The sequence below is a fragment of the Paenibacillus sp. Y412MC10 genome, assembly GCF_000024685.1.
GTDB lineage: Bacteria > Bacillota > Bacilli > Paenibacillales > Paenibacillaceae > Paenibacillus_AQ > Paenibacillus_AQ lautus_A.
Genome location: NC_013406.1, coordinates 3,728,968 through 3,751,544, shown reverse-complemented (window position 1 = coordinate 3,751,544; position 22,577 = coordinate 3,728,968). Strand labels below are relative to the sequence as shown.

Below are 22,577 nucleotides of genomic sequence, written 5' to 3'. Positions count from 1 at the left end.
ATGATTTGAAACGTTGATGAACAAAGGGATGAAACGGATATACAGGCAAATGAGGAATTCAAAATGGAAGAAGGACTGGAAGACATTACGGGTTTTACTCAATAATATCGTACAGTCCCTTCATCCGGATCGGCCGCTTAGCATCTCCGTCTTCTTAAGCGAGAGAGACGATGCGTGGTGTCTGACAACGGTCAAGGCATACCACTGCCGCAACAGGAAGAATATCTTCGAGCGGTTCATCCGCGGCGAGAACAAGAAGCATGCCGTTCGCGGCCAGGTCTTGGCCATACGTTCGCAGGCAGTTGGCGCAAGCTCAAGGCAGGCAGCTAACGATTAGGGAAAGCTCGGAACAAGGAAGTGTATTTGTCCTGTCGCTTCCTTCTATTGAATTGAGGGGATTGTTGCAGGCATTAGACCCGGTTCGTTTTCCGGTAAGCGGAAGGACTGACTTTCATCAGCTTCGTGAACACGCGGCTGAGGTAGAAGCCATTATTGAAGCCGCAAGCTAATGCGATCTGCTCTAAATTCAGATGGGTATCGACGAGCAAGGACTTTGCTTGCTCCAGCCTAATATGGCTTAAATAGCGCGAAGGAGTCATCCCCACGCTTCGTGTGAATCTGCGGGTGAGCTGAACGGGACTGATGCCCAGCTCTTCCGCAAGCACCAGTAAGCTCATGTCCTTATAGGCGTTCTGCTGGATATAGAGCCGTGCTTGTTCCATCAGAGGATCGGCAGGTTTTTTGTCTTCGCCAACCACACCGACCGCTATCGACTGCAAACAAAAGAGCCAAATATCGTTCAGCGCATGGTTTTGCCAATAGCTCCGCTGATCGATCTCCGCGGCAGCTTCGTCCTGCCTCTTGAAATATCTCAAATTATCGGCAAACCTCTCCTTATGCGCGACGGCGGGCTTGTAGGCAGAAGCCGCTAAACGATGGTGGACGTCCTGCACTGCCTCTTGCCCTTCAACCGCCTCTCCCGATATAAAGCCTAACCAAAATCCGATGAAATGAAAGGACGGCGCATGGATAACGTCGCGATGAAAATCGATGCCCGGCGGACAAACGATGACGTCGCCCATCTGCGCCGTACCTTCGCTATCGCCGATCCCATAACGGAAGCTGCCGCCCTCCACCGCAAATAGAACCCAATGTCCGTAGGTGTCCACGCTGTATTGAAATTGCTTCTTATGATTCCAAAAGACATGATGCATTAGACTAGGATATAGGATGGGGCTTCGATTTAACATCATCACGGCAATCCGCCTCCAGAATGAAATAAAGTATATGCCAATATGATAGCGCAGTGCATGTTAAATAACGACCCCCTCGATTAAGATGATAGTAATTCTAAGCATGGGGGGATTCGATTGAAGTTTGAATTAGTAAAATCCGACATTACCGTTATTGGCGGAGGCCTGGCCGGCGTATGCGCTGCCGTTGCAGCGGCACGTCTTGGCCAAACCGTGTCGCTCGTGAACAACAGACCCGTACTCGGAGGCAATTCTAGCAGCGAGGTACGGGTGTGGGTATGCGGTGCTACGGCGCATGGTACGCAGCGTTACGCGAGAGAAACCGGCATCATGGGAGAAATGTTCGTCGAGAATCAATTCCGGAACCCGGATGGAAATCCGTATTTATGGGATCTCGTCGTACTCGAGACGGTCCGAGCAGAGCCGAACATTGCCTTGTTTCTCAATACGGATGTGCACGAGGTCGAAGCAGAGGGCACGGAGGAGGAGCGCATCATGAAGTCGGTCACGGGCTGGATGATGGGCTCCGAGCGGAAAATCCGGTTTGAAAGCGATATGTACATAGATTGTACAGGAGATGGCCTTGCGGGTTTTTTGGCAGGCGCTAAATATCGGATCGGCCGCGAGGCCGCAGAGGAATACAACGAGGACTGGGCACCGGAGACGGCGGACGATATTACGCTTGGCAGCACGCTCCTGTTCTATACGAAGGAAGCCGATCGGCCGGTCAAGTACATTCCGCCGAGCTTTGCGAAGGACATTACGCAAACGGCGATCCCGATGAAGCGGGTCATTCGCAGCGGCGACTCAGGCTGCCACTATTGGTGGATCGAATGGGGCGGCGAGCTGGATACGGTGCATGATAATGAACGAATACGCGATGAGCTCTGGTCGGTCATTTACGGGGTATGGGATTATATCAAAAACTCCGGCAATTTCGATGCCGATCGCATGACGCTGGAATGGGTCGGATCGCTCCCTGGCAAACGGGAGTATCGCCGATTCACAGGAGATTATATGTTGAACCAAAACGATATTATCGCGCAGGAGCCCTTCACCGATCGCATCGCCTTCGGAGGCTGGTCGATAGATCTTCATCCGCCGCAAGGCATGTATTCGACAGAGAGCGGTTCAAAGCATTTATTTTCGGACGGCATCTATCATATTCCATTTCGGTGTCTGTACTCCAGCAACGTCAGCAATCTGATGTTCGCAGGCCGCGATATCAGCGCAACTCACGTCGCATTCGGTACCACGAGGGTAATGGCAACCTGTGCGGTCATCGGCGAAGCAGCCGGAAGCGGTGCCGCACTGTGCGTGCAGAAAGGGATATCGCCGCGTGCGCTGCACCGTGACCATATGAACGACCTGCAGCAGACGATGCTCAGGCAGGATGCGTCGATTATCGGGATCGCGGCAGACGACCCTTACGATCACGCCAAGTCGGCCCGTATTACGGCATCCAGCACAATGACCAAAGTTTCGCTGACGGACTCAACCTATACGCACCCGTTGGATAAAGAACTGGGCATCCTGTTTCCAGTGAATCCCTCGCTTGAATCAGTGAAGCTGCTGATCGATGCGGCAAAGGCTGCTACTCTTGAAGTGGAGCTGTGGCATACGGATAAAGGTGAAAACTACGTGCCAAAGCAGATGGTAGCTGAAGCATCGGTGTCAGTAGCCGAAGGTACCGGGCAGTGGGTTAAGCTGGACTTATTTTGGCAGCCCGATGCAGCCTGTAATGCATTCCTTATTATTAAGGCGAACGAAGCGATTCAGCTACACGGATCGGATTGTCCGATGACCGGCGTGCTGTGCTTTGAGAAGGGACCAAAGCCGATCGTCTCTACGCTTTTAGAGGATCGTCAACCGGATCAGCCGGTCGTACAGTGGAGCATGCGCCGTTGGAACCGCAAGCCGCTGTGTCTGCAGGTTACGCCAAATACGGAAGCGTACGCTGCCGCAGCGGTGACGGACGGGTATATTCGGCCGTTCGCCGGTCCGCATTTATGGATGTCCGAGCCGATGTCTCCAGGCAAACCGGAATGGCTGCAGCTGGAGTGGGCTGAAGTGCAATCGATCGCCGAGATCCACGTCACCTTTAACGACGACGTTAATGAAGATTTAATCAATTTGCACCATCATCGCACAGCTTTCGAAGCGATTCCCGAGCTCGTCCGAGCTTATCGGATCGAGGCGCTCATCGGTGAGGAGTGGGTTACACTGGTTGAAGAGAAGCACAACCATAAGCGCAAAAAAGTGCATAAGCTCAGCCGTTCCATCTCGTCGCATACGATTAGACTATGGATCGACGAAACGAACGGAGGACCACGCGCGGAGGTTGCCGAAATAAGAGTTTATGCTCTATAATGGAATAAAATAAATGACAGCGCTTTCATTATAGGGCGTAAAGGAGAGGATATCATGGTCATAAAGCCGCTTGGCGTATTGATCGTCGAAGATGAAATTCCTCTGCGGCAAGAGCTTCGGCTATTTCCATGGGAGGCGTGCGGAGCCGAATGGATAGGGGAAGCGAGCAACGGCTCGGAAGCGATGCAGCTATGTGCTGAACGCACGCCAGATGTCGTGATAACGGATATTACGATGCCGGTTATGGACGGCATTGCTCTCATTCGGGAACTCCGGAAGCGGCACCCGCACGTTCAGATCATATTGTTAACCTGTCACAGCGATTTTCATTACGTACAAGAAGCGCTCCGTCTTGGAGCGCTTGAATATATTTTGAAGGTGTCATTGGAGGAAGAAGAGCTTAAGCAGGCGATGGACAAAGTGAGAGCTGCGGTCGTCAAGGAGCGCATGGTGCTGGAGCATGCGAGAAGGGAACAGAGGCAGCTGCAAGCCGCCTTATTCGGCAAGCTGCTTCATGGGCAAGAGCCAGCCGGCTCCGATTGGCAATCGATGACGCTAAGCGTAGATCGTCCGATTCGGCTGGTACGACTTCAGCTAGACATTCCTCCATTTGCCTATCTACCCGTGAAGGAAACGGTTCGGCAGAGACTGACCGAGCAGGAAAAAAGGGATCCAACTTGGCTGACTTGGCTGACGGTACGGGAGCGGGAATATTTTGTTCTGCTTGAAGGCAGAACTTCTGCCAATGCTGTTCTAGAGTCACTCCGCACGGTCGTTCAGCATTTGACGGAGCTGTTGAATAGGGAAGAGACCAAGCAGGGACGGTGGGCGACAGTATGTGCCCTATTTAGCAAACCGGTCGCATCGAAGGAAGAAATTGCATCGGCGCTCGCCTATTCGAACCAGTGGAAAGATGCGCTGTTTTACGACCGATGTCCCGAGGAAAGCGCTGTGTACGCGCAGCATTCGCTGCCTCTATCGGATCTGACGGAAAAGAAAACGAAGGAATTAAACGAGATGCTGAGAAAAGCATCATTGTCTCTTGCGAGCTTGAAGGAATGCTTGCTTGGCGAGTTCAGGGATTGGTGCATCGCTGAGCGAGTGAAGCCAAGTCAACTGAAGGAACGGATACTCCATTGGCAGGTTGACTGGCACAGGCAGCAAGAGGGCGCTGACCTAAGCGCAGTCCGTATGGGGCTATTAATGGACGCAGGAACGTTAGCCGAGATGATTACCAATATTGTTCAGGTTATGGAAGCTGTCGAGCTAGGGAAGTCGCGTTCGCGCTTTGAGATTCGGTTGGCCGTGCAATGGATCAAAGACCATCTCAAGGAGCCGATCTCACTGCCCGTTATTGCAGAGCAGGTAGGATTGAGCCCACACTATATCAGCAAATTGTTTCGCGAGGAAACGGGGAGTACGGTCAATCAGTATATTACCCGTCTTCGTATGGAGAAGGCGATTGAGCTTCTTAGGCATTCGAATAAGAAGGTATATGAGATCGCGGAAGAGGTCGGCATTCCGAGCTACCGCTATTTTACCGTTACGTTTCGAAATTGGACCGGGGTATCGCCGACGGACTATAAACGGAATGGCTGAGAGCATGGGAGCGTCAGAACGGGCGCGAAAGAAGGGGGATAATGACGAAACTGTTTCATTGGTATGCCAGCCTTGGTCTCGCTACCAAGCAGTTTATTTATTTGTTCATCGTGACGCTGCTGCTCGTTCAAGTGCTTGCATGGCGAAACCTCCACGAGGCTGAAAGTCTGCTTCAGAATCAAGTCATTCGCGATGCAGAGCTGCTCGTCAGCCGGACGAATCAATATATCGATGCAAGTTTGGACAATGTGGAAAATATGCTGCTGCTACTCTCGACCCGCGCCGATTTGCTGGAGGAAGGGAATGAGGAGGCAGCCGTCGAGACGCTTCGCAAGTTTGCGGGGATTAACAACTCCATCGCCAGAACTTTGTACATGATTCGAGCTGACGGCCAAGTATTTGCAAGCTCGCAGGTCGTTTATGACATCATCGGCAATCCAAATCTGAACCAGCTCTATGAGCTGGCGCTTATTAACTACGGGGCCATTAACGTGAGCGAACCTTATGATTCGCCAATGTCGGGGCGAACGCTTGCTTACGTACTGCCTATTGCGGATGCTGGCAAAAAGTTGAAGGGTGTCGTAGTCGCCGAACTTAATCTCGATTTGCTCACAGAGCGTATTGCGCCGATGATCTATCAATCTTATATACTGTTCACGAAGGAAGGCAGCGTCATTAATCGGCTGGATTCCCGCGATAAGCTGCTCCCCTTCCAAGCCGCCTCGTATCCGCCGAAGCTGGAGGAGAGCTTTCGCGGGCAGCTCGCCTTGCTCAAAGTCGGCGTCAGCGGCATAGAAGGGGATTCTTTGAATCCGCTCGTTGCCGTGAAGTCGTCCAAAAACCGTCTAGGCTGGTCGCTTGCGGCGTTCATCGAAGAGGATTATTTCTATCAGGACCTTCAGAGGCTGAACAACAACTACCGGACCGCGAGTATCGTATGGATCATTATGCTTCTGATCAGTGCGTATCTGCTCAGCCGATCGTTCACACATCCGATTCGCCGATTTGTCGAGAAGATGGACCGTCTTAACAACTTTGAGGTTGTGGCGAAGCTGCCTGTTACGAGAATGGACGAAATCGGCAAGCTAACGCAGAGCTACAATGCCATGCTCGAGAGGATTCAGAGCCTGCTCCAAAAGACGAAAAATGCGGAGGAGCAGAAGAAGGAATACGAGCTGAAGATGCTGCGAAGCCAGATTGCGCCCCATTTTCTGTATAATACCCTTGCCTGCATAAGCAGCTTGGCAAAGCAGCAGCGTATCGACGAGTTACGCGATACGATTCGTTCACTGGTCAAGCTGTTAAGCTTCAGCTTCGACAAGCAATCAGAATACGTATCCCTTGAGGAGGAGCTGGAAGGGCTGCGAATGTACATGCATATTCAGCAGGTGCGCTTTGGGGAACAATATCAGTTTAGGATTGATATCAATCCTGATCTTCTGCAGTATCGCATACTTAAGCTTACGCTGCAGCCGCTCGTAGAAAATGCACTCTTCCATGGACTAACGCCGAATCACGGCGGGCTTATCGTCGTGAATGGCGGGCTGAGGAAGGGGATTCTGAGACTCTATGTGCGCGATAACGGGATAGGCATCAGGCAGGAGAAGCGGAGGAGGCTGCTGTTGGAAAATCAGGACGGTGGGCAGGGCTCCATGTACCGGTTTACGGGCATCGGGCTGCGGAACGTACATGAGCGGATTCGGATCCATCACGGAGAGGCGTACGGCTTGCGGATCGGAAGCGCGGAAGGGGCAGGTACTGTTATCCGCGTCGATATGCCCGTCCTGACGGAAAGCGACGAACGATTAGGTATTTGGCGTTAACCAATAACGATACCAAGGCTGTCACGTGGTTTCTTCAGACCATTCGTGACAGCCTTTACTCATTTATCGTTGATATTGATGCAGTTGGATCCATGTTCGATGTTAATGATGATGAAGGAAATGCTTACATTTTTTACGTTTTTGTGTATATCGAGGAGACGTCAGGACCTTTATACTTACCTTAATTGGAAGCGCATTCACACTAGGGAGGGATACGATGGAAGCCAATCATAGCCTAACGCCAGCCCCTCGGATACGGTTTTCTCTGCGGACAAGGCTGCTCATGATTTTAAAGTTAGCATGGCGGTTTAAAGCCTTTTACATCATGCTGCTGCCCGGCATTATTTATTTTGTCATATTTCGGTACTTCCCGATGTACGGAGTCATTATCGCTTTCAAAGATTTTGCAATCCTGGACGGCATAACGGGCAGCTCGTGGGTTGATCCGTGGTATAAGCATTTTCAGAGCTTTTACGAGTCGCCTTACTTCAGTCAACTGCTGACCAATACGCTTTTGATCAGCCTCTACAAGCTGTTATGGGGGACGCTGCCGCCGATCATGCTGGCCATACTGCTGAACGAATGCCGCATTCGCTGGCTGAAGTCGATTGTACAAACGCTGACCTACATGCCGCACTTCTTGTCTTGGGTCATTATTTTCGGCATTCTTTTGACGCTCTTCTCCCAGAACGGCGGTCTCATCAACCGCTGGATTGTGGAAGCGGGGGGAAGCTCGATCCCGTTTCTGACCTCGACGGAATATTTCCGCAGCATACTGGTTGGATCGGAGGTATGGCAAAATCTCGGCTGGGGTGCGATTATCTATTTAGCCGCGATGGCGGGCATCGATCCGACGCTTTACGAGGCGGCGAAAGTGGATGGTGCGAGCCGAATGCGAATGATCTGGCATATTACGCTTCCTGGCATTAGAAGCATTATCGTCCTGCTGTTCGTTCTGAAGCTTGGCCATCTGCTTGATGCAGGCTTTGATCAAATTTACATTCTGTACAATATTCAGGTATACCCGGTTGCGGACATCATCGACACATGGGTTTACCGAACCGGTCTGCAGCAGCTTAATTTCAGTTTGGCGTCGGCAGTCGGATTGTTCAAATCGGTCATCGGACTCATCCTTGTGCTAGGAGCTAACCGTGTGGCGAAGAAATGGGGTGAGGGCATATGGTAAGAGGCCTCGATGATAAAATTTTTAACGCAATCATATACGTCATTCTCGGAATATGCGGACTTGTCGCCATTCTGCCGATCCTTTATGTCGTATCCGTATCCATCACTCCGTTCGGAGAAGTGCTGCGTAACGGCGGATTCATATTGTTCCCGAAGGAAATTACGTTTTCCGCTTACCGCACGCTGCTGACGGAGTCCAATATTCCGAAGGCGTTCCAAATAACCGTTCTCATTACGGTGATCGGAACAGCGGTCAATCTCGTCTTGACGGGACTGATGGCGTACCCGCTTAGTCGCCGGAATTTGCCGGGAAGAAACTTTTTTCTTCTCATGATCGTGTTCACCTTGTTGTTCAGCGGAGGGCTTATTCCGACCTATCTGGTCGTTAAGTCGATGGGGCTGCTCGATTCGATCTGGGCGATGATTCTGCCGAATGCAGTCTGGAGCTTTAACGTTCTTATTATGAAAAGCTTTTTTGAAGGGCTCCCGGAGGAGCTGTTCGAGTCGGCCCGAATGGATGGAGCCAAAGAGTTCCGCATCCTGCTGCAAATCGTTACGCCGCTTTCCGTTCCTGTCTTGCTGACGGTTGGATTGTTTTACCTGGTCGGCCATTGGAACGAGTTTTTTCAAGCGATTTTTTATGTGACCGATCGCACGCTGTATCCGCTGCAGGTCGTCGTCCGGGAAATTCTGATGCAAAGCCAGCAGCCGCTGGAGAACGCGGAAAATATGATGCCGACGCAGACGATGCAAATGGCATCCGTCATGATTGCGAGCTTGCCGGTCATCGTGATCTATCCGTTTCTTCAAAAGCATTTTACAAAAGGGATGCTGCTTGGTTCGATTAAAGGTTAACCGATGAAACCAATTCAGAGAGGGGATAAGATCATGAAGAAATTAGGGACTTTGCTAGTAGCCGTTTCATTAGTGGGGGCCATGCTTACGGCTTGTTCGGGGGGGAACAGCGGCGATAATCCAGGGAACCAAACGGGCGCTACAGCCAAGCCCGGAGCGGAAACGACGGAGCAGCCTAGCGGCAAACCGGTTAAGCTCGACATTATCGAGACGGGGAACAATCTTCCGTCGCCCGACAAAGACATGATTAAGCAGGAATTGGATAAGGCGCTGAATATCGACCTGAACTTGACCGTGTATCCAGCAGCGGACGATTACAACAATCAACTAAACGTTCGGATGTCCTCGGGGAACTTTCCCGACCTGTTCATGGTCGACCGGCAGCAGCTCATTCAATTTTCCAAGCAAGGGCTGCTGCTTGATCTGACGCCGTATATGGATAAGCTGGAGCAAACGGTAGCGTTCATCGGGGAGGACAGCGTCAAGAAGGGGATGGTCGACGGGAAAGTATATGGCATCTCCAAATCTCCGCAAATCCCTTACAACACCTTATGGATCCGCAAGGATTGGCTCGACAAGCTGAAGCTGGAAGTGCCGACGACCGTGGAGCAGTTGGCTTCCGTAGCGGAAGCATTCACGAAGAACGATCCGGATGGAAATGGAAAGCCGGACACCTTTGGTCTAACGGGCAGCAAGCTGAGCGCATTCTCGACCGTTTTCGGAGCCTTCGGCGTCGGAATGCCAGGCAACTTCTACGAGAAGGATGGCAAAGTCGTCAATTCGCTGCATGAACCGGCAATGAAGGATGCTCTGGCCTTTATTAAGGACATGATTGGATCCGGATCGGTTGATCCGGAGCTGCTGGCCAACAGCGGTTTGCAGCATCAGGAGAAGGCGATCAAAGGGCAGGCGGGCATCGTCTATATCGATTGGCCCAACATGACGAAGGAGCAGTTCGTGGAACAGATCAAAACCGTTAATCCGAATGCGGAATGGCTGCAAATCGCCGCTCCTTCTGGTACAGGAGGACAATTCGACGGTTCGTGGGATATCGGCGCGGCGCCTGGGAGATATGCCATTCCGAAAGCGCTTGAGAAAGACCCGGAGAAACTGCAGCGGGTGTTCGATCTGCTCAACTATATTTCGAATCCGGACGGAGGCTCGCTGCTCGTGCAGTTCGGGGTGAAGGATACGCACTTCACACTTGAGGACGGCAAGCCGAAGATGACGGACAAAGCGGGCGAAGTCGGCCATTCTTGGCTGTACCAATTCACCGGCAGACCGGAAATGGAGTATTTGCAAGCGAAGTTCGCCGCACAATCGGCTGCAATCGAATTCGCGAACGATCAACCCCGTATTGAAGCGTTGAACGGATTTGTCGACAATCCGGAGGGGTATAACCCTGCCGATGCGAATCGGTACATGGAAGAGGAGATCGCGAAGTTTATTTACGATAAACGTCCATTGACCGAATACGATGACTTTATCAAGACGCTGGAAACGTCCATGAACTACAAAGCGTTAATGGACAGCGCCATGGATCAGCTCAAGGCGCTCGGTTACGGGGACTAAATAACGGGAACGAAAGGCCGACCTCATTCGATGCAGGTCGGCCTGTTCTATTATACGCTATGCGTTTTTCGGTACGACGAAGGATTGACGCCGCACAGTTTTTTGAAGCTTTTGCTTAAATGATGTTCGTCGGTAAATCCGCAATGCTCGGCGATTTGGGCAAGGGTAAGCGAAGAGTATACAAGGAGTTGCTTCACCTTGTCCATTCTAAGATTAGTCGCGTAGGCGCTTGGCGTTATGCGGAACTCGCGTGTAAACAGTCTTGTCAGCTGTACCTGGGTTAGACCAAGCTCCACAGCGATCGACTTCAACGATAGACCGAATTCTGCTTGCTGCTGAAGCAAATGCAGGGCTCGCCCAAGGGTCGGATCCTCGCTGAACAAGGTCATCGTATGCTGCTCAGATTGCTCAATCTGAAGCAAATAGAGCAGATCCCTGAGAAGATGTTTCTTGTACGTATGACCAATCCCTGCATGCAAGTATTGGGCTTCGCGAAATTGAGAGAGGGTGGATTGGAAGCGTTTGTGGTTCAATAGCCGAAGCTTGCCGAAAGTCGGGAAATCCGCCGCACGCGGCGGCCCCTCTAGGGAATTGATCCATTGAAACCCCATGAGATGGAATGATAAACCGTCCGTTTGCCGGTAGAAGGTTAGATCGGGCGGGCATAATACGATGTCATCCTTGACCGCCCTTCCGCTTTGGCTGCCCATTCTGTAATTAAAAGCGCCTTCTTCGACGATGAACAACGCCCAATGATCATATGTATCATGCGTTTTCTGAAATTGAGGGGTATCCTTCACGTAGACATGGTATTGCAAATCGGGATCCAGAAATCCGCTGAACTCCATTGCATGACAACACCCTTTCGTATATTGAAATTATTTACAAGGGAAATCGATTTTTCTTACATTATAACATGATGGTTCGGCAAATATAATTAAATTAAATACAAGTAGGAGGTATAAAGGATGAAGACAGCCCATTTGGGAATACCGAAATTAATGGAGCAATTTCATGAACAGGGGTATTTGGTTATACCAGATATTTTGTCGCAGGAAGAGGTAAGCCGGCTGAATGCCGCGATCGACGAAATTATCTCGATTGAACCGGAAGCGCTTTCGCACAATATTTATAACAGCGTAGAACGCCATGCCGAGATTGCTGCATTAATCGATCAGCCTGCCATTCTTCCGTTAATCGTTAATTTGCTTGGCCACAACATCCAGCTTCATATCTCCCACCTCACGATCAGACAACCGAATCCAAGCGAAACCCAAACGGACACGCACAGCTTTATCGATTGGCATCAAGACGGTCCGCATCCGCAGTTTCCTGTCATTAACGGCTTGACGGCAACCTATTATATTAAGGTTTGTTATATTTTGAGCGATATGTCAGAGCCGGATCGCGGCAATACGAAAGTGATTCCGGGCAGTCACAAGCAGCCGTACAATCCGAATCACAAGGATGTGCGCCAGCAGCTTGACGGAGAGGTACAAGTGTGCGGAAAACCAGGTGATGTCTTCGTGTTCGCCCAAAACTTGTGGCATGCTGGCTCGCCGAATCGCTCCACATTCACAAGAAGGCAGCTGTTCCTGGGCTACAGCCCGATCTGGATGCGTCCTATTGACTATCACTCGGCGTCTGTGAGTCTGCTGAAGGACGCCGATCCGATACGCCGCCAGCTGCTTGGACAGATCAGCGACAACAAATTCAATTATTACGTTCCAGAGGAATCGATGGTGCCTCTCAAATCCATGCTGATCCATCCATCCTCGAAGTAGCTATCACTATCCATTCCAATGGGAAGGATTTTCATCCCTATTGTATTCGGTAGAAGAATGAAGAAAGTCAGGGTTTGTTATGTTGATACCACGGTGCCCTAACGATAGCTCAAACGCACCAGAAAACAGCTTGGCGCCGGCAGCAGCTTCAAAGTCCATTAAATATAGGGCATAATAGATTGAGATCATGTGCGGTGAACCGTAATTACAAATCATGGCAAGTTTTTTTCGATTGACGGCAATAAGAATACGTGATACCTTGATGGCAGGATAATAAAGGCAATGCAACCTTCGGGTTCAACCTCGCTGAAAAGTGGGTTGGACCCTTTTTGCATTCCAAAACTAGGGGAGGGTTCGTAATGTTGAGAACAGAATTGCTGTTACAGCGGCTGGGCGAGATCGGCAAGTCGCTCGAAACCAAGGGGGGAGCTCTTTTATTATTAGGCGTTGGTTCCGTTGGGGTCGAGACAGGACGGTTGGATGAATATTCGGATTTAGATTTCTTTGTCATTGTAGAGCCAAGGGAGAAAAACAGATATATAGACCGATTGGATTGGCTCGAGGACGTACACCCTCTTGCCTATGCGTTTAAGAATTCGGATGTTGGCTACAAAGTATTGTTCGAGGATGGTATTTTCGGGGAATATGCTGTATTCGAGGAGTGGGAGCTGGCGAATGCGACCTATACGGAAGGCAGAGTCATATGGAAGAACCCCCTGTATTCCAATACGGCCATCGCCAAACCTTCCAACCCGGTCCCCAACCTAAAAGTGGATTCCTTGGACTTTCCTTTGAATGAAGCGTTAACCAATCTATACGTGGGGCTCGGTCGCTTTGCAAGGGGAGAGCGTCTCTCCGCGACAAGGTTTGTTCAAGGTTACGCAGTGGATCGGATTCTATCCGTGCTCCATCTGCTGGAGCAAGAGGTGGACTACTTTCCCGATCCGTTTGGCAACGAGAGGCGGCTAGAGAGGAGATACCCGCGTTTTGCTGAAATCATAGGAGATATGATACAGGGATACGATCATGTTCCAGAATCGGCTCTTCGTATTTTAAATTTCATAGAAGAGGTGTATCCAGTCAATCGAAAGTTAAGCGATGAGATACGGCGATTGGCTAACCTGACTTGCCGATAGAATTCTGTCGAGGGACTAGAATTGGGGCAATTGCCGTAAGGGACAAATTGCTGACCAATTCTTTGAAGGTACACTAGAAAAATGACCCTATTGCTTTATGCAATCAGGGTCATTTTTACAAGATTAATGAGTGGCGAACCGAACCTCCATAATGCTGCGCTCCTGACGGACATATCCAGATTTATATTGATCATGCCGGCATCCCAACATGCGTCTGTTTTGGTCAAATGTGCGTTTATGACCGTCTGGCGAACGAGCTTAAAGACGCTGCCGCAATACCTTTTTAGTAATGTGGATCCCGTGAGCAAGCAATCGTTTAGGGGGGCCGATAGGATTTAAAGGACTTTAAGCGTTATCTAAAATTTTTGGCAAAGCAGCACACTACAGGGCCCGGCCAAGTCCCAAGTCCATTCGCAAACTGTGTTGGAAAAGACCAGAAATAAAAGGATCGACCTCTACTCCCTCTGGGCTGCCTCCCCTACAATAAGAGACAAGACAGAGAAAAGTAGGTGGAGATCGTGAGCAAACGTAGCGGAAGAGAAGGTACTCTCCTGTACGCCGGCGGACGGCGTTGGAAACTGATTAGAGGCAACTTGGATATGTATTTGCTGCTTATACCGGGCCTTGTGTTCTTGTTATTGTTCAAATACACGCCGATGTACGGGATCGTTATCGCCTTCCAGGATTTCAACATCTTCGGCGGCATATCCGGCAGCGAGTGGGTAGGGATGGCGCAGTTCGAGAGGTTGCTGCAATCGGATGAATTTCTGCAAGTATTAGTAAATACGCTGCTCATCAGCTTGTACAAAATAACGATTTTATTCCCGATTCCGATCGTCATCGCGCTTATGCTCAATGAAGTGCGGCGCATGTTCTTCAAGCGGACGATCCAGACGATCATTTATTTGCCGCATTTCCTTTCCTGGGTCATTATCTCGGGGTTGTTCCTTAACATCCTGTCACCTACCGGCGGTATCGTGAACGAAATCATCCGTTCGTTCGGCGGAGAGCCGATCTCGTTTTTTACCGACAACAGCCTGTTCCGCAGCTTGGTTGTCTTCACGGCCGGGTGGAAGGAAATCGGCTGGAACGCTATCGTGTTTATCGCCGCGATCGCGGGTATCGAGCAGGAGCAATACGAAGCCGCAGCCATCGACGGGGCGGGGCGGATCAGACAGATGTGGTCGATTTCGCTTCCGGGCATGCTGCCTACCATCGTGTTGATGTTCATCCTGCGGATCGGCAGCCTGCTGGAGGCGGGGACGGAACAAATTTTGACCATGTATAATCCGCTCGTGTACGAGACCGGGGACGTCATCGGCACCTATGTATACCGGATGGGACTCGGCCAGCAGGATTACAGCTTCAGTACGGCGGTTGGCCTATTCAACTCAGCGGTCGGATTCCTGCTAATCGTCATGGGCAACATGCTCAGCCGCAAATTCCTGAATCGCAGCATCTGGTAAAGGAGGAACGACCATGTATAGGAAAACTGTCAAAGATTTCATGCTAGATGGCTCTATCTACGTTCTGCTCATCGCGATGGGGCTTATTACACTGCTTCCGTTTGTAAACGTATTTTCCAAGTCGATCAGTGAAGAGTGGGCCATCCTGTCGGGCCAGGTCGGAATTTTCCCGGTCGGCTTTCAGCTCGAAACGATGAAATTCGTCGTCACGAACAGCCAGTTTCTAAACTCGCTCTGGATATCGGTGCTGATTACAGTCATCGGTACCCTCGCATCGCTGCTCATTACGGCGCTGACCGCTTATCCGCTCTCGAAGCGCGAGCTACCGGGGATGGGCATCATCATCATTTTGTTCATCTTCACGATGATGTTTAACGGGGGCATCATCCCCAACTATCTGCTCATCCGCGAGTTGGGCCTCATTAACCATCTAGGCTCACTCATTTTGCCGGCGCTCATCAGCGTGTTCAACATGCTGGTCATCAAGAGCTACTTTGAAAGCTTGCCGGCCAGTCTGGAGGAATCCGCCAAAATCGAAGGCGCGAGCAATTTAACGGTTCTGTTCCGTATTATTTTGCCGCTAAGTGGTCCCGTGCTTGCGACGATTGGTCTGTTTTACGCCGTTTATTATTGGAATGACTACTTCAACCCGATGCTGTACATCAACAGCTCGTCGCTGAAGCCGTTGCAATTGTACCTACAGGACATCGTCATGAACGCCGATACATCTTCGGCGCTTGACAAGACGGCCGACGATCTCATGAACGTGCCTGCGGAAGGCGTCCGGTCAGCAACGGTCATCGCATCCACGATTCCGATTCTGCTCGTTTATCCGTTCCTGCAGAAATATTTTATCAAAGGCGTGCTCATCGGTTCCGTAAAAGGTTGATGGCAGGCATGTAAAGCAGCTTTCCTAAGGCATTAGCTTTTCCAGCAACGGCGATGAACGTCAAGGCATGACTTCAGGTACCGGAGAATTGCCCCTTCATCGGGACGTTGCGGGAAAATTAATGATATAGATTATATTAATTGCAGGAGGGTCTCATTATGAAAAAAGCATTCAAATTGATGTCTGTCATGGCCATGTCTGCGCTTCTGGCAATGACTATGGCTGCTTGTTCCGGCAACGGAACGAACACGGACAACGAAGCGACGGCTAAACCGGATGCGGAAAAGCCAGCCTTAAAGCGACTGAACGTATGGCAGAACGAAGAATACAATGCATACCCGGTAGCCAAGCTGCTCGAAGAAAAAACGGGCTATAAAGTGCAATACGATATGCTGCCTCAAGACAAGTGGGCGGAGAAGCTGAACCTAATCATGTCCTCCGGCGAAGCGTATGACATCGTCACTTCCTATAACGACATGGCTTTATATTCGGATTATGCGCAAAAGGGTGCGCTCGTCGACCTGACGCCGCTTATCGACGAATTTGGCCCAAATATTAAGGCGGCTATCAAGCCCGAATCGATGGAAGCGCTTAAGGTAAATGGCAAGCTATACGCAATCCCGGTGACCGTTACTTATGATATCAACAGCTCCATACTCATCCGTACGGACTGGCTCGATAAGCTGGGTCTGTCCATGCCGACGACGACCGAAGAGCTGACAAACGTTCTCACGCAATTCAAGGAGAAGGACCCAGGCGGCAACGGCGACCGCAATGTACCACTTACGATCAAGGGTGACCAATCGATGATTGACAACCTCGTAGGCGCGTTCGGCATTTCCAATACTTGGAACGACGTAGACGGCAAGCTCGTGCCGCGTGTCATGGACCCGGCATTTAAGGATTATGTCGCTTACGTAGGCAACTTGTACGAGAAAGGATTGATCGACCGAGAATTCGTAGCCAACAAAGACGCTACAGCGAAGGAGAAATTCGCAAGCGGCGTAGCTGGCGCCATCGTTGTTCACTGGGCGGACATTCCGGCCATCTCGGATTCCCTTGCGAAGACCAAGCCGGAGGCCAAATTCGCTTTCGTGCCGGCGCTCAAGGGGCCTAACGGAGAAGCCGGCTTCGCGGCAAACGCCGGATTTGACCGTCTGACGTTCATTCCGAAAGCATCAAAGCATCCGGAAGATGCGATCAAATGGATCAATGAAAGCCTGGAGCCGGAAACGTTCAAAAATATGGCGATCGGCGTGGAAGGCACGCATTATAAAGTAGTAGACGGAGCATACGAGCCAATCCAGCCGATCTTCACCGACGAGCGAAACTTGGCGAATAACTACATGGCGGGAACGGATGAAGAAAACTATCCGCAATACTGGCAAGCGCGCGTTCGCAAAAACCCGGTTATGTTTGATGCGTTTAACTTCCTGAACAACGAGCAGCCAGCCGAAGTGAAAATCAAAAACGTTCTGGGTCTTGCTCCGTACATGCAGCAATATTCGAAGACGAATCAGCAATTGAGCACCATGGTTGGCGACTACACGGTCAAACTGATCGCCGGCGCGGAGTCCATCGATAGCCTTGCCGACTTCCAATCCAAGTTTATGTCAGCGGGCGGGGAAGCGGCTTCAAAGGAAATTAACGATTGGTACGCAACGACTAAATAAAAAACAGGATAAGCGGTGGTGATCCTTTTTTGCTCACACCGCTACTTCGATCTAAGGGAGAGATCATCATGAAACATGCAATGTATTCGTTCGAACGTCAAGTGAAAACCCATGCCAAGGCCGACGTTGTCGTCATCGGAGGCGGACCTGCGGGGACGGCCGCTGCCATTGGCGCGGCCAGACGCGGCAAACAGGTGATCTTGCTGGAGAAGTCCGCTCAACTCGGGGGGATGGGGACGCTTGCCAACGTAAGCGTGTTTATGCCTGTCGGCAATGTGACCGGCATCTACCGCGAGATCATCAAGGAGATGCTGGCCGACTATCTGCCCGCAGGCCATGACGAATCGGTCGCGCCGCAATATTCGCCATTTTTGCTTCGCCAATACTTGAATGACAAAATGAAAAAGGAAGGGGTATCGGTCTACTTCCATTGTGAATTCGTGGGCACGATCCGCAGCGGCAGCGGGATCGGTTCGGTTATCGTCTCGACGCGCGAAGGCCTAAGGGCGATAGAAGGCGATGTCATCATCGATTGCACGGGCGATGCGCGAGTAGCCATCGATGCGGGTGTACCTTACCGCACGGGCCGCGAGTCTGATGGACTCACGCAGCCGATGACACTTATGTTTACGATGCAGGATACGGGAAAGCCAGTAGAGAAGATACTTCCGGAAGGCTGTTATTATTACGAGGAGGTATCCGATCTGCCGCAGGGGCGCAGGTTATATTGGAAGCAGCGCGAAGACGGCGTTTTGCTCATTAATATGTCGCGCGTCAAGGCGAACGGAGCCGATATGGAGCAAGTCAATTACGCGGAGACCGAAGCGCTTAAGCAGGTGTTCTCGATCGCGCATTATTTGCAGAGAACGGGCTTCGAGACATACGCCATCGCACACATCGCACCGCAGACAGGTGTTAGGGAGACCAATCAAATTGAAGGGCTGTACACGTTGACCGAACAAGATGTTGTAAGCGGCACGCGTTTCCCGGATGTGGTCGCCCAAACAAATTACGAGATCGATATTCATAGCCCGGATGCGGGCAAGACAACCGACGAGCGCCGCGTAGACGGCTACGATATTCCGTATCGCACGATGGTGCCTGTTGGCGATATCGACAACCTGCTCGTTGCGGGCAGATCGATTTCCGCAACGCATGTCGCAATGTCTTCGATGCGCGTCCAAGCGACTTGTTATGCGCTGGGTCAAGCAGCAGGCATTGCGGCCGCGATCTCGCTCGAAGACGCCGTGCCCGTTCGCGAAGTAGACATTGACAAGGTGCAGGCCGAGCTTGCCAATCAAGACGCTAGACTGTTAGGCCGTTAAATTAGGAGAAGGGAGATGGCGGGCGATGTATCGATTGCTTATCGTGGATGACGAACCGGCGGTCCGAGCGGGCTTGCGCGCTTATTTCGATTGGGCCGCTTACGGAATTGAAGTGGCAGGCGAAGCGGATGATGGAGACGTGGCTCTTGAGATGATCGCCCGCGATCAGCCCGATCTTATACTAACGGATGTCCGGATGCCGAACATGGACGGTATTACGATGTCGCAGTGTATCTCGTCCGAATATCCGGCCATGAAGATCATATTCGTCAGCGGGCACGACGACGCCGATTATCTTAAATCAGCGATGAAGGTCAGCGCGGTCGACTATATATTTAAGCCGGTTAATTTGCAGGAGCTGAGTACGGTCATCAAGCGCGTCGTTGCCGATTTGGACGCGGAGAGCTCCGAACGGATTTATAAGCAGGAGCTGCTCGTTAAACTAAAGGAAGGTATGCCGCTCCTGCGTGAGAAGTTCCTGCTCTCCATGATCAGAGAGGGTGCGCCGAAGTCGGAATTGGCGGAGCGGGTGTCGTTTCTGGGATTGGACTTGCCCGTGAATGCTTCCTATTGGGTGATGGTCGTCTGCGTGGATGATCTTGCCGATGTGATGGCCAGCCGTTCCGAGCGCGACCGCCAGCTGCTGTGGTATTCGGTGCTGAACATTTACGAGGAGCTGCTGGATGCGCATCTGCGAGGGTATGCCTTCGAGCAACGTACCGGCGAATTTGTAGGCGTGCTGAAGGTATCGGAGCCCGGCGGCGATTCGGTATCCGAAGCGGCGGAGGCACTGTTTGCGCTGGCCGGCGATCTTCGCTCCAATCTGGAACGCTGGCTCAAGATCGGCGTGACGATCGGCATTAGCGATATGGCAGGCGGCTTATCCGGACTGGCGCCAGCTTACAAGCAAGCTCGCGAAGCGGTCGATTACAAGTGGTACCTCGGCAAAAACCGTATCATCACAATGGACAGTCTGGAGAGCGCAGAGCCGGAGGAAGGCGCCATGCGGAAATACGATTACGAGCTCAATGAGAAGCTGATTTCCGCACTCAAGGCGGACGATGAGGACAAGATTAGCGAAGCCGTGGAGATGATTTTTGCCAGCTTGTCCTACACCCGCCCGGACGGCCTGAAGTACGGCCGCAATCTGTGCATGCAGCTCGTGCTCGCGATCGGACAGCTGCTCATGGAGCTTGGCGCTGGGGACCCCGAACTGGAAGTTATGGAGGGAGAGCTGACAGAGGCGTTGTACGCGAAGGAGACGTTAAAAGATATGCGGGGGCTGATCGAATCGTATCTGGCGACCGTCGGGGAACACATTCGGGAGAAGCGGACTGGCAGGGTGGCAAACGTCATAGAGCGAGTACGCGGGTATATCGATCAGAACTACGCCAACGGCGGGCTTACCGTAGCCGATATCGGCAAGGCGGTCTATTTGTCTTCCACGTACGTCAGTCTCCTGTTTAAGCAAGAGACGGGGCAGACGGTGGGCGAATATTTGACTAAAGTGCGCGTGGATAAGGCGAAGGAGCTGCTGCGCGATCCGCAGTACAAGTTTTATGATATTTGTTACGCGATCGGATATACCGACCCCAGTTACTTCTCAAAGCTGTTCAAAAAGGTAACGGGTGTTACACCTAGCGCATACCGGGGGTCTCATGCGTAGAGCCTGGGTCGCCGTAACCGGCTTGCTTTCGCCGCTGCTCCAGCCAGCGGCGATTCGCCGTTTCTCGATCCCCCGTTCTTGGTTAATCGCGTATCTGCTGCTCATTGTGCTTCCGGCGGGCATTTTCTTGTATGGTTATTACGCGCGTTCCGCGGATATTCTGAGGAGCGAGGTCATCCGGACGATGCAGCAAGCGCTAAAGCAGGCCGGGAGCAATCTCTCCTACCGGCTGGAGCGCATCGAGGATATTAGTGACGCTGCATTCATGAACGCAAACCTGCATTCGTACTTATCCATTAATTCGGATGATCAGTCCATCGGCACACAGATCAAGGTGATTGAGGATTTGCGGTATTTGGTCGAGACCGTACAGTCTAACTCCGACGTGTTTCATGTTCGGGTGTTCGTGGACAAATCTAAGCTGTATGCAGAAGAGAGAATCAATTTCTTTACGCTGGATAGCTTGATGGTTAGACCGTGGTTTCATTCCATCATCGATGGAAACGGTGGGATCGTATGGACGGGTGTCTACGAGGAGTCGTATCTCGGCGGCTCCAATGAGACGATATTATCTGCTGCCCGAATGCTGCGGGATCCCGATAATTATGACAAAGTGTCCGGTGTGCTCATGATCGACGTCCGTCAAGACATCGTCTCCAATATTTTATCCGATCTTCAGTTCGCCCCGGGCACAGCAGTTTACCTTGTTGCTCAGGATGGCTCAATCGTTTATCATCCCGATGAGGCACTTATCGGCAAGGCGGTTGATCCTCACCTATTGGATGCGCTGAACGAGGGGGCGGAAGGAACAAAGTCGCTTCTGCTGAACAATGAACAAAGCGACGTGCTGTATACGACGCTTGCGCCGACGGGCTGGAAGCTTGTCGCCCAGGGAACGGAATCCCAGCTGTCGCCCGCTACGCAGCGACAGACGAAGCAGTCAGAATGGCGCTCGCTGATTGAATATGTCGCGTTGTTTCTGATCCTTCCGTTTGTCCTTCTGGCGATTATCGTGCGGGGGATGAACCGGCGAGTCAACCACGTGATCACCGTCATCCGAAAGGAAGGGAAGGAGGGCAAGGAAGCGATCGACGGTCTGCATGAGTTACCGGCGGTTAATGGTGACTTCCATATGCTGGAGCGAAGCGTCGACCATCTGATCCTAAGGGTGCGTACGCTCGTCGAAGAAAACTACAGAGCTGAGATTCGCGAACGGGAAGCCCAGCTGTCAGCGTTGCAGGCGCAGATCAATCCGCACTTCCTTTACAACACGCTGGATACGATCAACTGGATTGCCATCGGTAAGGGTGCAACCGACATCAGTATGATGATCGACAGTCTCGCGAAGTATTTCCGTCTCAGTCTCAATAAAGGAAATACCATCGTAAGCGTTACGGACGAGCTGAGGCTGGCAGAGGTGTATCTCGAAATTCAGCAGAGCCGATTTTTCGGCTCGTTCGATTTCAAGGTGGCTGCGGGGGATGAGTTGAAGGCATATCGCATGCCTAAGCTTATCTTGCAGCCGATTGTCGAGAACGCGTTGCTGCACGGCATACGCAAGGCGAAGGACCGGAAAGGGCTTATCGATATTACGGTGGAGTTGGATCAAAGCGATCTCGTTTTCGTGATTTCGGACAACGGCATTGGCATGGACGAGGAGATGTCCCGCAGTCTGCTGACGGAGGAGCGAGTCAGCCCTAGTGATCACACGGGCAACGGAAGCTCCTACGGCTTGTTTAACGTGAACGAGCGGATCAAGCTACACTCTGGTGAGGGGTATGGCTTGAGCATCTCGTCGAAACTCAGTGCGGGTACCTCTGTCACCGTCCGGATGAAAGCAGAGTTTATGACCTCCCGGGTTTCTGAAGAAAATAAAGTTTAGCTGCATGCGATAGGGGATCGGGGTTATCCTGGCATCGTCTACGAGCAATAATTGCAGAAGTCATTCGTTGAGTCGGCCTCATTGAAGGGTGGAGACACA

The 22,577-nt window shown here is 51.5% G+C and carries 17 protein-coding genes; 15 read left to right on the top strand and 2 right to left on the bottom strand.

Annotation, left to right across the window (positions count from 1 at the left end; genetic code table 11):
- Positions 1-174: 174 nt before the first annotated feature.
- A complete protein-coding gene (locus tag GYMC10_RS33315) occupies positions 175-330 on the top strand; it encodes a hypothetical protein (RefSeq protein WP_144374250.1) in 156 nt (51 codons plus the stop codon).
- A gap of 80 nt (positions 331-410) precedes the next feature.
- Here the strand turns inward: GYMC10_RS33315 and GYMC10_RS16135 are convergent, their stop codons facing one another.
- Positions 411-1,253: a helix-turn-helix domain-containing protein gene (locus GYMC10_RS16135; protein ID WP_015735490.1), complete on the bottom strand. Its 843-nt coding sequence runs from the start codon at positions 1,251-1,253 to the stop codon at positions 411-413.
- A gap of 117 nt (positions 1,254-1,370) precedes the next feature.
- Here GYMC10_RS16135 and GYMC10_RS16130 point away from each other — a divergent pair, with 117 nt between their 5' ends.
- The 6 genes from GYMC10_RS16130 to GYMC10_RS16105 all read left to right on the top strand — a co-directional run bounded on the left by GYMC10_RS16130 (position 1,371) and on the right by GYMC10_RS16105 (position 10,657).
- Entirely contained in the window at positions 1,371-3,623 is a 2,253-nt protein-coding gene (locus tag GYMC10_RS16130) for an FAD-dependent oxidoreductase (protein ID WP_015735489.1), read from the top strand.
- A gap of 54 nt (positions 3,624-3,677) precedes the next feature.
- Complete coding sequence (locus tag GYMC10_RS16125; RefSeq protein WP_015735488.1) at positions 3,678-5,222, top strand: response regulator; 1,545 nt, start codon at positions 3,678-3,680, stop codon at positions 5,220-5,222.
- A 41-nt stretch (positions 5,223-5,263) separates the two neighbouring features.
- Positions 5,264-7,045, top strand: a complete 1,782-nt coding sequence (locus GYMC10_RS16120; RefSeq protein ID WP_015735487.1) for a sensor histidine kinase — start codon at positions 5,264-5,266, stop codon at positions 7,043-7,045.
- Between the two features lie 283 nt (positions 7,046-7,328).
- Entirely contained in the window at positions 7,329-8,231 is a 903-nt protein-coding gene (locus GYMC10_RS16115; protein ID WP_176502431.1) for an ABC transporter permease, read from the top strand.
- The gene (locus tag GYMC10_RS16110) at positions 8,225-9,085 is read left to right on the top strand and encodes a carbohydrate ABC transporter permease (RefSeq protein ID WP_015735485.1); all 861 of its coding nucleotides are present in this window, start codon (positions 8,225-8,227) and stop codon (positions 9,083-9,085) included. Before GYMC10_RS16115 ends, GYMC10_RS16110 begins: the two co-directional genes overlap by 7 nt.
- A gap of 33 nt (positions 9,086-9,118) precedes the next feature.
- On the top strand, positions 9,119-10,657 hold the full coding sequence (locus GYMC10_RS16105; RefSeq protein WP_015735484.1) for an extracellular solute-binding protein: 1,539 nt from the start codon (positions 9,119-9,121) through the stop codon (positions 10,655-10,657).
- 50 nt (positions 10,658-10,707) lie between these two features.
- Here the strand turns inward: GYMC10_RS16105 and GYMC10_RS16100 are convergent, their stop codons facing one another.
- Positions 10,708-11,505 carry a helix-turn-helix domain-containing protein gene (locus GYMC10_RS16100; protein WP_015735483.1) on the bottom strand — a complete coding sequence of 266 codons (798 nt, stop codon included), beginning with the start codon at positions 11,503-11,505 and terminating at the stop codon, positions 10,708-10,710.
- A gap of 120 nt (positions 11,506-11,625) precedes the next feature.
- Between GYMC10_RS16100 and GYMC10_RS16095 the strand changes: the two genes are divergently transcribed.
- From GYMC10_RS16095 to GYMC10_RS16055, 8 genes are all read left to right on the top strand, one after another.
- Positions 11,626-12,441 (top strand): phytanoyl-CoA dioxygenase family protein, encoded by an 816-nt coding sequence (locus GYMC10_RS16095; protein ID WP_015735482.1) that lies wholly within the window; start codon positions 11,626-11,628, stop codon positions 12,439-12,441.
- 359 nt (positions 12,442-12,800) lie between these two features.
- Entirely contained in the window at positions 12,801-13,577 is a 777-nt protein-coding gene (locus tag GYMC10_RS16090) for a hypothetical protein (protein ID WP_015735481.1), read from the top strand.
- Positions 13,578-14,095: 518 nt separating this feature from the next.
- Positions 14,096-15,043, top strand: a complete 948-nt coding sequence (locus GYMC10_RS16080) for an ABC transporter permease (RefSeq protein WP_015735480.1) — start codon at positions 14,096-14,098, stop codon at positions 15,041-15,043.
- A 13-nt stretch (positions 15,044-15,056) separates the two neighbouring features.
- Positions 15,057-15,932 carry a carbohydrate ABC transporter permease gene (locus GYMC10_RS16075; RefSeq protein WP_015735479.1) on the top strand — a complete coding sequence of 292 codons (876 nt, stop codon included), beginning with the start codon at positions 15,057-15,059 and terminating at the stop codon, positions 15,930-15,932.
- 158 nt (positions 15,933-16,090) lie between these two features.
- Positions 16,091-17,605, top strand: coding sequence for an extracellular solute-binding protein (locus GYMC10_RS16070; RefSeq protein WP_015735478.1), 1,515 nt, complete (start codon positions 16,091-16,093; stop codon positions 17,603-17,605).
- Positions 17,606-17,673: 68 nt separating this feature from the next.
- Positions 17,674-18,930, top strand: coding sequence for an FAD-dependent oxidoreductase (locus GYMC10_RS16065; protein WP_015735477.1), 1,257 nt, complete (start codon positions 17,674-17,676; stop codon positions 18,928-18,930).
- Between the two features lie 25 nt (positions 18,931-18,955).
- A complete protein-coding gene (locus GYMC10_RS16060; protein WP_015735476.1) occupies positions 18,956-20,596 on the top strand; it encodes a response regulator in 1,641 nt (546 codons plus the stop codon).
- Positions 20,589-22,478, top strand: a complete 1,890-nt coding sequence (locus GYMC10_RS16055) for a sensor histidine kinase (RefSeq protein ID WP_015735475.1) — start codon at positions 20,589-20,591, stop codon at positions 22,476-22,478. The genes GYMC10_RS16060 and GYMC10_RS16055 overlap by 8 nt, the downstream gene beginning before the upstream one ends.
- Positions 22,479-22,577: the final 99 nt, after the last annotated feature.